This window comes from Allohahella marinimesophila, assembly GCF_039538005.1.
GTDB classification, from domain to species: Bacteria; Pseudomonadota; Gammaproteobacteria; order Pseudomonadales; family Oleiphilaceae; genus Allohahella; species Allohahella marinimesophila.
On record NZ_BAABBO010000001.1, the window covers coordinates 844,587 to 857,335 of the forward strand.

General features: G+C 55.2%; 13 protein-coding genes. 11 read left to right on the plus strand and 2 right to left on the minus strand.

All coding sequences use genetic code 11. The annotated features are described in order from the left end of the window. Positions 1–34: 34 nt before the first annotated feature. The 3 genes from galE to ABD735_RS03795 are packed head-to-tail and all read left to right on the plus strand — an operon-like array spanning position 35 to position 2,862. A complete protein-coding gene (galE, locus tag ABD735_RS03785; protein WP_344803425.1) occupies positions 35–1,018 on the plus strand; it encodes a UDP-glucose 4-epimerase GalE in 984 nt (327 codons plus the stop codon). Positions 1,019–1,032: 14 nt separating this feature from the next. Then, a complete protein-coding gene (locus ABD735_RS03790; protein ID WP_344803427.1) occupies positions 1,033–2,376 on the plus strand; it encodes a UDP-glucose dehydrogenase family protein in 1,344 nt (447 codons plus the stop codon). Positions 2,377–2,388: 12 nt separating this feature from the next. Further along, positions 2,389–2,862: an HIT domain-containing protein gene (locus tag ABD735_RS03795; protein WP_344803429.1), complete on the plus strand. Its 474-nt coding sequence runs from the start codon at positions 2,389–2,391 to the stop codon at positions 2,860–2,862. Here the strand turns inward: ABD735_RS03795 and ABD735_RS03800 are convergent. Continuing rightward, positions 2,760–3,704 carry an alpha/beta fold hydrolase gene (locus ABD735_RS03800; protein WP_344803431.1) on the minus strand — a complete coding sequence of 315 codons (945 nt, stop codon included), beginning with the start codon at positions 3,702–3,704 and terminating at the stop codon, positions 2,760–2,762. The genes ABD735_RS03795 and ABD735_RS03800 overlap by 103 nt on opposite strands. 146 nt (positions 3,705–3,850) lie before the next feature. Here ABD735_RS03800 and aspS point away from each other — a divergent pair, with 146 nt between their 5' ends. Both aspS and ruvC read left to right on the plus strand, forming a co-directional pair. After that, on the plus strand, positions 3,851–5,641 hold the full coding sequence (gene aspS / locus ABD735_RS03805) for an aspartate--tRNA ligase (RefSeq protein WP_344803433.1): 1,791 nt from the start codon (positions 3,851–3,853) through the stop codon (positions 5,639–5,641). 12 nt (positions 5,642–5,653) lie between these two features. Next, positions 5,654–6,181, plus strand: coding sequence for a crossover junction endodeoxyribonuclease RuvC (ruvC, locus tag ABD735_RS03810; RefSeq protein WP_344803435.1), 528 nt, complete (start codon positions 5,654–5,656; stop codon positions 6,179–6,181). A 5-nt stretch (positions 6,182–6,186) separates the two neighbouring features. On the opposite strand, the gene ABD735_RS03815 is transcribed toward ruvC, so the two are convergent. Next, on the minus strand, positions 6,187–6,900 hold the full coding sequence (locus ABD735_RS03815) for a VC0807 family protein (protein ID WP_344803437.1): 714 nt from the start codon (positions 6,898–6,900) through the stop codon (positions 6,187–6,189). Between the two features lie 203 nt (positions 6,901–7,103). Here ABD735_RS03815 and ABD735_RS03820 point away from each other — a divergent pair, with 203 nt between their 5' ends. The 6 genes from ABD735_RS03820 (at position 7,104) to ABD735_RS03845 (ending at position 12,710) form a co-directional block, all read left to right on the plus strand. After that, a complete protein-coding gene (locus tag ABD735_RS03820; RefSeq protein WP_344803439.1) occupies positions 7,104–8,390 on the plus strand; it encodes a putative DNA modification/repair radical SAM protein in 1,287 nt (428 codons plus the stop codon). A 45-nt stretch (positions 8,391–8,435) separates the two neighbouring features. After that, a complete protein-coding gene (locus tag ABD735_RS03825) occupies positions 8,436–9,959 on the plus strand; it encodes a UdgX family uracil-DNA binding protein (RefSeq protein ID WP_344803441.1) in 1,524 nt (507 codons plus the stop codon). 167 nt (positions 9,960–10,126) lie between these two features. After that, positions 10,127–10,654 carry a GspH/FimT family pseudopilin gene (locus ABD735_RS03830; protein ID WP_344803443.1) on the plus strand — a complete coding sequence of 176 codons (528 nt, stop codon included), beginning with the start codon at positions 10,127–10,129 and terminating at the stop codon, positions 10,652–10,654. Between the two features lie 32 nt (positions 10,655–10,686). Continuing rightward, positions 10,687–11,271, plus strand: coding sequence for a type IV pilus modification protein PilV (pilV, locus tag ABD735_RS03835; protein ID WP_344803445.1), 585 nt, complete (start codon positions 10,687–10,689; stop codon positions 11,269–11,271). 8 nt (positions 11,272–11,279) lie between these two features. Continuing rightward, the gene (locus ABD735_RS03840) at positions 11,280–12,050 is read left to right on the plus strand and encodes a PilW family protein (RefSeq protein WP_344803447.1); all 771 of its coding nucleotides are present in this window, start codon (positions 11,280–11,282) and stop codon (positions 12,048–12,050) included. Positions 12,051–12,059: 9 nt separating this feature from the next. After that, positions 12,060–12,710, plus strand: a complete 651-nt coding sequence (locus ABD735_RS03845; RefSeq protein WP_344803449.1) for a pilus assembly PilX family protein — start codon at positions 12,060–12,062, stop codon at positions 12,708–12,710. The last annotated feature ends 39 nt before the right edge of the window (positions 12,711–12,749 follow it).

The window sequence follows — 12,749 nt, forward strand, 5'->3', positions numbered from 1 at the left end:
CGAATTTTTTTGAAGTCTATTAAGGTGAAACAGCATGAAAGTTTTAGTAACTGGCGGCGCTGGCTATATCGGTAGCCATGTAGTGCGTCAGCTAGGTGAGGCTGGCCACGATATTACCGTGTTCGACAACCTCTCGACCGGATATCCCTGGGCCATCCTGAGCGGCAAGCTTGTAGAAGGTGATCTCGGCGATCCAGAGGCGATCGACCGCCTGATGGAGGGCCAGAACTTCGAAGCCGTGCTGCATTTCGCCGCGCATATCGTGGTCCCCGAGTCAGTTGAGAACCCGCTGAAGTACTATCGCAATAACACCAGAAATACGCTGAACCTGCTCGGCGCCATCGAGAAGCACAAGATTCCGCGACTGGTGTTCTCGTCCACGGCAGCTGTCTACGGTATGCCCGATGAGACGGTGATCAGTGAAGCCAGCCCGCTGCAGCCCATCAATCCCTATGGCGCATCCAAGCTCATGAGTGAGCAGATGATTCAGGACTTCGCGGCGGCGAGTGGACTGAATTATACCATTCTGCGCTATTTCAACGTGGCCGGCGCTGACCTCGAGGGCCGTATTGGACAGGCTACACCAGAAGCCACCCACCTGATAAAAGTGGCTTGCGAATGCGCCAATGGCGTTCGCGATGGCATGAAGATCTTCGGTACTGATTATGACACCCGCGACGGCACCTGCGTGCGTGATTACATCCATGTCGAAGACCTGGCGAAGGCGCACATCATGGCGCTTGCCCATATGGCGGCTGGCGGTGGCTCTAACATACTGAACTGCGGCTATGGCACAGGCTTCACGGTCAAGGAAGTCGTCGACGTGGTGAAGAAGCTGTCTGGCGTAGACTTTCCGGTTGAACTCGTCGATCGCCGTCCGGGCGATCCGGGCGCATTGGTAGCGGCCAATGACCGAATCAAAGCCGTGCTTGGCTGGGAGCCGGATCATGCCGAACTCGAGACCATCGTTCGTTCAGCGCTGAATTGGGAAAAGATCTGGCAGGGCCGGAAGTCTTAAACAAGGAGTGAATCATGAATATAACTATCTTCGGTACTGGCTACGTCGGTCTCGTCACAGGTGCCTGTCTGGCTGATGTTGGCCATCACGTCATGTGCGTGGACGTCGACAAGGCCAAGATCGAGAATCTGAAAAACGGCATCATCCCCATTTTTGAGCCAGGCCTCGAGCCCATCGTGCAGGCGAACTTTGAAGCCGGCCGCCTCAAATTTACTACCGACGCCAAAGAAGGCGTGGAATTTGGCCAGCTGCAGTTTATCGCCGTGGGCACGCCGCCTGATGAAGATGGGTCGGCCGATCTCAAATATGTGCTCATGGTCGCTCGCAGTATCGGCGAGCACATGAACGACTATAAGGTCATTATCGACAAGTCCACCGTGCCCGTGGGCACTGGCGATCGCGTGAAGAAAGCTGTTCAGGAAGTGCTGCAGTCACGGAACAGTGACCTGCGCTTCGATGTCGTGTCCAACCCTGAGTTTCTCAAGGAAGGCGACGCAGTTGGCGACTTCATGAAGCCGGATCGCATCGTGATTGGTGCTGACAGTGACGAGCCTATCGAGCTTATTCGTGAAGCCTACGAGCCTTTCAATCGCAGTCACGATCGTATCATCTCCATGGACATCCGCTCTGCGGAGCTGACCAAGTATGCCGCCAACGCCATGCTCGCGACCAAGATCAGCTTCATGAACGAAGTGGCCAACCTGGCCGAGAGACTCGGGGCAGATATCGAGAACGTACGACGCGGCATCGGATCTGATCCACGTATCGGCTATCACTTCATCTATCCGGGCTGTGGCTACGGCGGCTCATGTTTTCCCAAGGATGTGCAGGCTCTGGTAATGACCGCCGATTCGGTGGGCTATGATTCAGAACTCCTCAAGGCCGTCGAGTCAGTCAACTATCGTCAGAAGTCCAAGCTGTTCGAAAAGGTCAGCAAATACTTCGATGGCGACCTCAAGGGCAAGACCTTCGCTGTCTGGGGACTGTCGTTCAAACCCAACACTGATGACATGCGTGAAGCCTCAAGCCGGGTGCTCATGGAGTTGCTGTGGGAAGCTGGCGCGAAAGTGAAGGCCTACGATCCTGAAGCAATGAAGGAAACGCAGCGCATATATGCCGATCAGGACAGCCTCGATCTCTGCGGTACCAAGGAGCAGTGTCTGAGAGGTGCCGATGCATTGCTCATCTGTACTGAATGGAAAGAGTTCCGCTCGCCTGACTTCGAAGTCATGAAAAACAGTCTGACCCGACCAGCGGTCTTCGATGGTCGTAACCTCTACGATCCAGAGCGAATGGCTCGCAAGGGTTTCGACTATTACGCCATGGGTCGTGGTCTGAGTGTTCAGAAGTTCATTTAAGGGCGCCTGAGCATGTCTGCCGAAGTCGTTGCAGCTGAGGGGTTCGAGCTCGATCATCGTATCGAGCGCGATACGGTGCTCGTGGGCAGGTTAGGGATCTGTGAGGTCAGGCTGATGAATGATTCAGCCTACCCATGGTGCCTACTTGTTCCAATGGTCGCCGATGCTACTGAGCTGCATGAGCTCACACGCATTCAGCGATGTTCGATCAACGATACCTCGTGTCTGCTGGCAACAGTGATGATGGGTCTATTCTCAGGGGAAAAGATGAATGTCGCAGCACTTGGGAACGTTGTTCCGCAGCTGCATATTCATCATATCGTGCGCTTCAGTGACGATCAGGCCTGGCCTGGTCCGGTCTGGGGCCGCTTCCCTGCGACACCTTACGAACCAGAGGCGCTCAGTTTGCGGGTAGCTGATCTGAGGGCGGCCTTGTCTCTCGACGACACCGGGCCTATCGCTTCTCTCACGGATAACGCTGGTTGATTTTCAGCCCAGACGCCTAACCCCACCTGCTGCATGAACACCCTCATCGAGCGGAAGAAGCGTTCAGTTTCCTCGACGAAGGGCAGATGTCCTGTGTCTGGAATCACATCAAGTGTCGCCTCGGGCAGCGTGTCCGTAAGCTCACGGGTACGTCGCTCCGGCACGAAATCGTCTTCTTCACCCGCGCATACCCAAACCGGCAAATGCAGCCGGGTCAGTTCAGGCTTGGCATCGAACTGGTACAGGTCTCGCAGAATTCTGCCGGCCGTGGAGGTGTCGAATTTTCTCAGGTCCGGAAAATAATCAGGCATTGCGGCTTCGAAGTCGCCATCAGCCAGTACTTTATGAGGATTGTGAAAGGCCGCTTTCATGACCAGGCGGTGAGTCGCGGCGTTCATGGTACCCAACCAGGTTGAAAAATTGGTCAGTTTCAGGCCTAGGGTGCCCAGATATCGGGTCCCGAGTTGATTCCAGTAATAGACATTCTCTTCTTCGCGCCCATCCACTGTGCCACCAATGCTGATAACGGCTGATACAAGATCCTGACGCTGGCTGGCGTAATACAGGGCGGTGAGTGCGCCGGTGGAATGCCCGAAGAGCACGACGGGCCGGCTGGCCAGTTGCTCCGGTTCCAGTTGCTCGGCAAGTTGTCGATCGATCGACTCCAGTACCAGGGCCTTGTCGTAGTGCTGACCTTCCTGCAGGGCGGGCTCGGGATAATGACCCGGCAGCGATAGCGGGACGCAGTCGCCAAACTGCCGCAGATGACGCAGGGTTTCCCGACTCCAACTGCTGATGGGCATGAACAGGCCCGGTAGAAGAACGATGAGCGGTTTCTGCATTTTTAGCTCCATTTCAGGGCTTGTTGTTCTTATTACACTCATTCTAGTGTCGAGCTGCTCCGAATTCCAAACTCAGGACTGCAATTGGCGCATGGAGCGTTTATACTAGCACGCTTTTTAACGGCGCCTGCGAACGGGACATTCCAATGCAAAGTCAATTCAGCCGCAGTCATTACTGTGGTGCCATATCCGAATCCAACGTCGATGAAACCGTCACCCTTTGCGGCTGGGTTCACCGCAGGCGCGACCACGGCGGCGTTATCTTCCTCGACCTGCGTGACCGCGACGGCATCGCCCAGATCGTGGTCGATCCCGACACCGCCGAAGCCTTCTCGCTTGCTGAGAAAGTACGCAGTGAATATGTCCTGGCGATCACTGGTCGTGTGCGTACCCGACCTGCCGGTACCGAGAACAAGGACATGTCCACAGGACGTGTCGAAGTGCTCGCGAAAAATGTCGAGTTGTTGAGTTCGGCGCAAACGCCGCCATTCCCGCTCGACGACTATGTCGACGTTGGCGAGGAAGTCCGCCTAAAGTACCGTTATCTCGATCTGCGACGTCCGGAAATGCTGGACAAGCTGCGGCTGCGCTCAAAGGTCTCGACCTTTATTCGCAACTTCCTCGACCAGCAGGGCTTCATCGATGTGGAAACACCGATACTGACCCGAGCCACCCCTGAAGGTGCGCGTGATTATCTGGTGCCAAGCCGCACGCATCCCGGCAGCTTCTTTGCGCTGCCGCAGAGCCCACAGCTGTTCAAGCAGTTGCTGATGATGTCCGGCGTCGATCGTTATTACCAGATCGCCAAGTGCTTCCGTGACGAAGACCTTCGTGCCGACCGTCAGCCCGAGTTCACCCAGGTGGACATCGAAACCTCCTTCATGAATGAGCTTGAAATCATTGAGCTGACCCAGGCCATGATCGTCGATCTGTTCAAGACCGTGCTTGATGTCGATCTCGGCGAGTTCCCACGCATGCCTTATGCCGAGGCCATGCAGCGCTACGGCAGCGACAAGCCGGATTTGCGTATCCCGCTGGAACTGGTTGATGTGGCGGATCTGCTCAAGGATGCCGAGTTCAAGGTCTTCTCTGGTCCGGCAAACGATCCTGAGGGCAGGGTAGCTGCGCTGAAGATCCCGGCCGGTAACGAGCTGTCCCGCAAGCAGATCGATGACTACACCAAGTTCGTCGGCATCTATGGCGCGCGTGGTCTGGCCTATATCAAGGTCAACGACAAGGCTGCCGGGGCTGAAGGCCTGCAGTCGCCGATCGTCAAGCACATCCCTGAAGCGGCTATCAGCGAAATTTTCAGCCGCACCGGTGCAGAGAATGGCGACCTGATTTTCTTTGGTGCCGACAAGTCCACTGTCGTCAATGAAGCTTTGGGCGCCCTTCGTGTGAAGATCGGCCAGGATCGAAATCTGTATACCAAAGCCTGGGCACCATGCTGGGTTGTCGACTTCCCGATGTTCGAAAAAACCGACAAGGGCGCATGGACGCCACTGCATCACCCGTTCACTGCACCATCCTGTTCACCAGAAATGCTGGCAGAAAGCCCGGGCACTGCACTCAGCCGAGCCTACGATATGGTTCTGAACGGCACGGAGCTTGGTGGTGGGTCGATTCGTATCCACGATCGCGCCATGCAGCAGAAGGTGCTGGAGATTCTCGGTATCGGTGAAGAAGAAGCGGCTGACAAGTTCGGCTTCCTGCTCGACGCCCTGAAATACGGTGCGCCGCCGCACGGTGGTCTGGCCTTCGGTCTGGACCGTCTGGTCATGCTGATGACGGGTGCACAATCGATCCGTGAGGTGATTGCATTTCCGAAGACCCAGAGTGCGATGTGTGTGCTTACCCAGGCGCCGGGCAAGGTCGAAGATCGCCACCTCAAGGAACTATCGATTCGCCTGCGTGCGAAAGAAGTCCCAGGCGCTTAGTAGCGACGTTCAGTGATCATTCTCGGGATCGATCCCGGCTCGCGCATTACCGGCTATGGCCTGATTCAGGCCCAGCACAACAAGCCGGTGTATGTCGCGAGTGGATGCATCAGAGTGCAGGGCGATACGTTGGCAGCCCGTCTGCAGTGTGTGTTTCGTTCAGTGGCACAGGTCATCCAGATGTACCAGCCGGAAACTGCTGCCATCGAAAAGGTCTTCATGGCGAAAAATGCCGATAGCGCGCTGAAGCTGGGGCAGGCCAGGGGCGCGGCTATTCTCGCTATGGCTGAAGCTGGGCTGGAAGTCGGGGAATATTCGGCAACCAAGGTCAAGCAGGCCATGACTGGCACGGGCGCCGCGACCAAGGCGCAGATGCAACATATGGTGCAAGCTGTGCTGCGGCTCGACGCCACCCCTCAGGCCGATGCGGCCGACGCCCTATCGATCGCCATCTGCCACCTGCATACAACCCATAGTCTGAGCGTGCTGCGCGCGAGCAGTGAACGCGTCAGCAGTTTTGGCCGCGGCCGACTGCGTTAAAGGTCTTAATGCTGCTTGAGAATATCGTCAAGCTTGAGGCCGGTCAGTAGCTTGATCTGCTTGATCAGATACCAGAGCCCTATCATCAGGACGATCATGCTGGGTAAGGCAATGACAGGGAAACTCAGTGCGGTCATCTTGCCCAGTTCTTCACTGTAGGCTGACGTCCCTGGCGGGCTCACCAGTACGATTTTCGCCAGCATGTAATTCAGTATCGCTGACAGGAAAAACGAGCCTGCCACGATAGAGGCCACGTTCCACAGTTTTCCCTGGAATTCCTCTTCCTTGCCATTCTCCGCCAATATCTGATGCAGCTTGTCTACCTGCATGATCTGGTCGTTGAACAGAAAGATCTTCACCAGTGGGAACTTCGTTTTCTGGGAGATCAGCACGGCCAGTCCGATCAGGGCCGGAATGGCGGCTTCCTTGATCGCGATGTATTCAGGATCCAGCTTCAGCAGGCTCATGCCACCCGTCAGAAAGACGCTGATGATACCCAGCACCGAAAAGAAATTGGTCTTCTGCGATTTGCTGTAGTCGTAAAGGCCGTAGCCGATAGGGAAGGCCAGGGCGACCACGATGCTCACCATTGGGCCGAGCGAATCCTCACCACTGAACTTCGAGAGGATGATGACCGGAATAATGATATTGAAGAGCAGGTTCTGCAGCATGCCGCCGCGGTGGGCGGGCTTCTCGGCACTCGTTGTTTCGTCTGTCATGGACAATAGCTACGATTGAATGGGCTTGATATGCCGGCTGTCTAGGCGCGGCTGCAAAGAATATACCTGGCAAAGTCTATCAGAAAGAACGCCGAGATGATGAAAAGACTTCCCCGATCTTGTCACTTTAGCTTGAACGCCTTTACATTAGGTGGATACTGTACAAGAATACAGTAGTGTGCGAAAAGTGCGAGTATCTGTGAATGGAGCTGATTCAAAAGCTGGCAATATTGGCTGATGCGGCGAAATACGATGTGTCCTGTTCAAGTAGTGGCGCAGGCAAGAAAGCTGCCGGCAAGGGTAAAGGTTTCGGCTCGACGGAAGGTATGGGTATATGCCATAGCTATACCCCGGACGGCCGCTGTATATCTTTGTTGAAAATTCTGCTCACCAATTTCTGCATCTACGAATGCAGCTATTGTGTAAATCGCAGTTCAAGCAATGTCGCTCGAGCCCGTTTCACGGTAGATGAGGTGGTTCAGCTGACAGTTTCGTTTTACAAGCGGAACTATATTGAAGGCCTGTTTCTCAGTTCCGGCATTATCCAGTCCGCTGACTACACGATGGAACAGATGCTGGAGGTGGCCAAAAAGCTTCGGGAGGAGGAGGGGTTTCACGGATACATCCATCTCAAATCCATCCCCGAGGCGTCCCAGCATCTTATAGATGAGGCCGGAAAATACGCTGATCGGCTGAGTATCAATATCGAACTGCCCAGGCAAGAGTCGCTTCAGCAATTTGCGCCCGAGAAAGACCTGCATCAGATCCGTTCCGCCATGGCGAAAGTGCGGCTAAAACGGGATGACACCAGGGAAGAGAATTCGGCAAAGCAGAAACATGGTGGTTCTCGGCGCGTGAAGTTGGAGCGATTCGTGCCTGCAGGGCAGAGCACACAGATGATCATCGGGGCTGACTCTTCAAACGATATCGATATTCTCTCTACCAGTTCAAATCTCTATCATGCCTACGACCTGAAGCGCGTTTATTACTCTGCATTCAGTCCCATCCCCCATGCTTCGCGGCAGTTGCCCGTCAAGCCGCCGCCACTGGTGCGGGAAAACCGCTTATATCAGGCTGACTGGCTCTTGCGATTCTACCAGTTTCGAGTTGAGGAAATTGTGCCTCCGGAATCGGGTGAGTTGGAACTGGATATCGACCCGAAGCTATCCTGGGCACTGAGGAACCGTCAGCATTTTCCAGTCGATATCAATCGTGCCTCTCGATATTGGCTCTTGCGCATTCCTGGCATAGGCACCAGATCGGTGGAGCGAATTCTGACAAGCCGACGCTTTCATGCGCTCCGCCTGAATGATCTGGCAAAGATGCGTGTGTCGCTCAAGAAAGTACGGCCTTTCATTGTCGCGCAGGATTATCGTCCCGCTTCCACGCTGGTTGATTCACTAACGCTCAAGGCGTCGTTTTTACCGCCTCCTCGGCAAGCCTCTCTGGCGCCAAGTGGTGTTGGAGAGCAATTAGCGCTGTTCGGTTAGCTGGTGACTTCATCATGTGAGCGTCTTTACGGAGCCGGATGAACCATGTCGAGTATCTCAACGTTTGAGCAGTGGCGGGAGCGAGCGCGAGAATTATTGAACGCGCGCGTTCCGCCGGAAGCCGTCAACTGGGAGGATAGTCAGCAGCAATCGCTATGGGATAGCACGCCGCTGATGTCCGATCATGAGTCCCGCGCTCGCGTTCCGTCCAGGTTTATGACTGTCGCTCAGAAGGTCGCGTGCCACCGTTCTGGCGATAAATGGGCGCTACTGTATCGAGTACTGTGGAGGCTGGTGCACGGCGAGCGGGATCTGTTGGAATTCACTATTGATCCTGATGTCGATGAGCTGAGAAAACGTGCCCAGGTCGTGCACCGTGCCGCCCACAAAATGAAAGCGTTTCTTCGCTTCACGCCGCTCGGCAGCGTTTCGCCTGAAGCACTCGATCTCGCTGAGCCGGCTGATCCAAGGCTAGCCAGAGCGCATTGGGCTGCCTGGTTCGAGCCCCTGCATCTGGTGCTGCCACTGACCGCACCCTTCTTCGCTCGCCGCTTCCCGAATATGCACTGGAGTATTTTTACGCCAGACGGTGCAGCTCACCACGAAGGCGGTCACGTAAGCTTCGTGGCGGGCGAGCCACAATCTACTGTTCGAGCAGCTCTTGAGCGCGGCGAAGACGCGTTTGAGTCAATGTGGCTTACCTACTACGCCAAGACCTTTAATCCGGCGCGAACAAATACGGCATTGATGCAGAGCGAGATGCCGAAGCATTATTGGAAAAATATGCCTGAAGCGGCCTTGATTTCGGCATTGGTCAGTGGCTCGACTCAAACAGTAGATGCCATGTTGAGTGCAGATACGCTGGATGCAGAAGCACTTCGCAAACGGTCCTCATCTGTGAGAACCAAACAAGATGAGCTCAGGCACAAGGTGAGCGCAAGGGAACCACTCAGGATTACCGACACGCATAATACAGCAGCCATTCAGGATGCCAGGTCGATCGAGAAGTTGCGCGAATTGGTCCAGGGTTGTCGAGCCTGTCCCCTTTACGAGCGGGCAACGCAGGCAGTTCCGGGCTGTGGTGCCAGCAACGCATCGTTGATGATTGTTGGTGAACAACCGGGCGACAAGGAGGATCTGCAGGGCGAGCCGTTTGTGGGGCCTGCAGGCAATCTACTCAGAGACGCCTTGGAGGCGGTAGGACTCGATCTTGGTGAATGTTATCTCACTAATGCCGTCAAGCACTTCAAATGGAAGGAGGGCGGGAAGCGGCGTCTGCACGCAAGTCCTTCGGCACGGGAGGTGTCCGCTTGTTCAGGCTGGCTGGATGCCGAAATGGATCTGGTCAATCCGAGCTACATTCTCTGCCTGGGCGCAACCGCTACAAAACGGGTTTTAGGGGACAAAACCCGCCTGCTCGATGTGCGGGGTCGCTGGATTTCTCATGATGGCCGGCAGGTGTTTGCGACCGTCCATCCGTCCTACCTGTTACGACTGCCTGAGCAAGGCAGGCAGTCGGCGTACAAAGAATTTCTGGCAGATCTGGAAAGGGTGAAGCAGGCGTTATAGGCGTCGCACTGTTCAGGGGTAGGCCGCTTTGCATAGCTAGTGCCTGGGAAAAGGTGCATTTAACTACCGTTCGTCTGCTCAATCCTGCCGTTCGTCCGATGGCTGTGGTTGCAAATTGAACGAGGTACTAGGCTTCCTGATATATAAACATATCGGGGCTACGTCCTATGACGTCGAGACAACAGGGTTTTACGCTGCTAGAGCTGATGATCGTGCTGGCCATCTCGGCCATCCTGCTGACTGTAGGTGTGCCGTCTTTCCAGGCGATGATCAAGAATAACCGCATTACAACGGCAACCAATTCCTTTGTGTCGCAACTCAATTACGCGCGCAGCGAAGCCATTCGTTTGAACTGGGCTGTGAACCTCCAGAGAAAAGGCGGGACCCCACGCGTCTGGAGCAACGGCTGGACGATTTACCGTGATAGCCGCGCCAAGAACGACGGCGGGACTGCTTTCGTGGCGGCCGAAGATCAGCAATTGCGTGATCGCGATGCGTTTGATGGCGATCTCGAAATTCGCTCTGTCAACTCTGCTTCCATGCATATTGCGTTTCGACCGAATGGAATGCTGTCGCATACATCGACGATGACTTTCGCGGTGTGTGACGACCGGGGCAAGGATCATGGCCGAATGATCAGTCTTTCGAGAACCGGTCGCGTCAGTACCGGACCAGCCACGACCTGCACGCCATGATCAGTGCCAACTGCTTTAGGAGAACCCTCCCAATGTTCCAGCAAACTTCCGGCTTTCCCATTACCGGTAGACAGTCAGGCATGACGCTGCTTGAAGTGCTCATCGCGCTGATGGTGCTGTCGGTAGGTATTCTTGGTATTGCCAGCCTGCAGATGGTGAGTCTGCAGTCCACCACGAATTCGAACCTCAATACCCACGCGATGATGTTGACCAACGATCTCATGGAACGTATCCGGGCCAACCGGGACGCCATCCTCGACAATCAGGGGCGTCCGAACCTCGATAACTATGGCAAAGCCGCAGAAGTTGGCTTTCCCGATGTCGGTGATCTGGTCGCTGCCTGCTACACCGATACCGGTTGTACGGAGAATGAGATGGCCACCAATGATCTTATCCAATGGTCTGAAAGCCTCAAGCAGGTCCTGCCGGTCACGACTGCCGAGCTGACTAAAAGTGCAGTGATCTGTCTTGACGCCACGCCCGACACTGCGGCCTGTGATGGTCTTGGCAGTGCGGTGAAAATAGCCTTCAGCTGGTCAGAGTCGACCCTGCTGGACCGGCAGAATGCTGATCCCGCTGCGACTCTCCAGACCTATGTCACCAGTTTCGAGCCTTAGGAGCTGAAATGATGAACTACAGACAGAACGGCCTTTCACTGGTCGAATTGATGATAGCGATTCTCGTCAGCTCACTGCTGCTGACAGGTGTGGTGCAAGTGATGCTGGCCAAGAAAGACACCTATACCTTTCAGCAGGCTCAGTCTCAGGTGCAGGAAAATTCCCGCTTCTCGGTGAGCTTTCTTGAAGACATTCTCGAGAAAACCGGCTTCCGGCAGTTGCCCCAGACCACGAAAATGTTCGTGTTCAAGCAGAAAGGCGCGTCAACACATTGTGCCACCTTCGACCCAGGGCAGGTGATCGCTGCTTCGAAAACAGGTATGGGCATCTGCATCCGTTATCAGGAGGTCGTGTCTGACGACGTGGATTGCACTGGTGCCAAGATTGGCAATGCAGCTAATTATGACGCAGCCGGCTACACCGAGCCGGTTGTCGAGAGAATCTACTACAATGCCGCTACTAACGAATTGGTATGTGGCAGAGATGGTGGGACAGCCTACCCCCTCGTCAGTGATATTGAAGATTTCTCACTTCGCTATGGCATCGACAGCAACAACGATCGTGTGGCTGACAAGTATGTAACAGCGCCGGCAAACAGTGACTGGAAGAAGATCGTCAGTCTGCGTTTTGACGTTCTGGCCGTGGCGCCGGGTAACATCAATACCACGCCACAGGTTTTCCGTTTTCCACTCGATGCTGCGGCAGACACTACTGCAGCGGATGCACGCATTTATCGTGTCGCTACGCAGACCATCGCGCTCAAGAACATCGTGCTGTAGGAGAGGACCATGACTTACAGGAACGTCAAGCTTATGAAAGATATTCGCCGGCCAGCTGAGCAAGGTGTTGCGCTCATTGCTGCGCTAGTCATGCTGCTGGTGATGACGGTCATTGCCGTACTGGGAATGGAAGAAACGACGCTGGAAGAGCGCATGCTGCTGAACATGCGAGACAAAGGCATGTCGGTCGAGGCTGGTGAGTCCATGCTTCGACGGCTGGAGCGTTATCTGACTGCACAGGTCGGCAACCCACCCGCCAAACTGGTAGGCGATTGCGCATTACCCCCGCTCTGTGGCGGCTCAGAACCTGTGGTCTGGGTAGAAGGTGAAAAGGATTGGGAGACTAACCTTGACGATTGGACCTGGTGGACCAACCAGGCAGTTGGCTACGACTACACAGATCCCGCCATTCACGTGCTGGCCAAGGTATCGCAGCAGCCAAGAGGCATGCTTGTGTACGATGGCTTCGACCTCGGCAGTGAAGACCTCAGCTTCGGCGTAGCGGTGACCGACCCACAAACGGCTGCAGCCGGCGTAGGGCCGCACTATTACTCGGTAGTCAGTACGGCGGCTGGCTTACGTTCAGACAACGCGGAGACCACCGAATGGCGTGAGGATACAACCTCAACAGTCGAAAGCCGCTACGTAAAAATTCTTTGATTTGCTACCGCGTCTGGCGTTTCCGCCAGGGCAGGGTGA

What these genes read in the sequence shown, in the direction of transcription:
- galE (WP_344803425.1), top strand. Translation starts at nt 35, where the DNA reads ATGAAAGTTTTAGTAACTGGCGGCGCTGGCTATATCGGTAGCCATGTA.
- ABD735_RS03790 (WP_344803427.1), top strand. Translation starts at nt 1,033, where the DNA reads ATGAATATAACTATCTTCGGTACTGGCTACGTCGGTCTCGTCACAGGT.
- ABD735_RS03795 (WP_344803429.1), top strand. Translation starts at nt 2,389, where the DNA reads ATGTCTGCCGAAGTCGTTGCAGCTGAGGGGTTCGAGCTCGATCATCGT.
- ABD735_RS03800 (WP_344803431.1), bottom strand. Translation starts at nt 3,704, where the DNA reads ATGCAGAAACCGCTCATCGTTCTTCTACCGGGCCTGTTCATGCCCATC.
- aspS (WP_344803433.1), top strand. Translation starts at nt 3,851, where the DNA reads ATGCAAAGTCAATTCAGCCGCAGTCATTACTGTGGTGCCATATCCGAA.
- ABD735_RS03815 (WP_344803437.1), bottom strand. Translation starts at nt 6,900, where the DNA reads ATGACAGACGAAACAACGAGTGCCGAGAAGCCCGCCCACCGCGGCGGC.
- ABD735_RS03820 (WP_344803439.1), top strand. Translation starts at nt 7,104, where the DNA reads ATGGAGCTGATTCAAAAGCTGGCAATATTGGCTGATGCGGCGAAATAC.
- ABD735_RS03825 (WP_344803441.1), top strand. Translation starts at nt 8,436, where the DNA reads ATGTCGAGTATCTCAACGTTTGAGCAGTGGCGGGAGCGAGCGCGAGAA.
- ABD735_RS03830 (WP_344803443.1), top strand. Translation starts at nt 10,127, where the DNA reads ATGACGTCGAGACAACAGGGTTTTACGCTGCTAGAGCTGATGATCGTG.
- pilV (WP_344803445.1), top strand. Translation starts at nt 10,687, where the DNA reads ATGTTCCAGCAAACTTCCGGCTTTCCCATTACCGGTAGACAGTCAGGC.
- ABD735_RS03840 (WP_344803447.1), top strand. Translation starts at nt 11,280, where the DNA reads ATGATGAACTACAGACAGAACGGCCTTTCACTGGTCGAATTGATGATA.
- ABD735_RS03845 (WP_344803449.1), top strand. Translation starts at nt 12,060, where the DNA reads ATGACTTACAGGAACGTCAAGCTTATGAAAGATATTCGCCGGCCAGCT.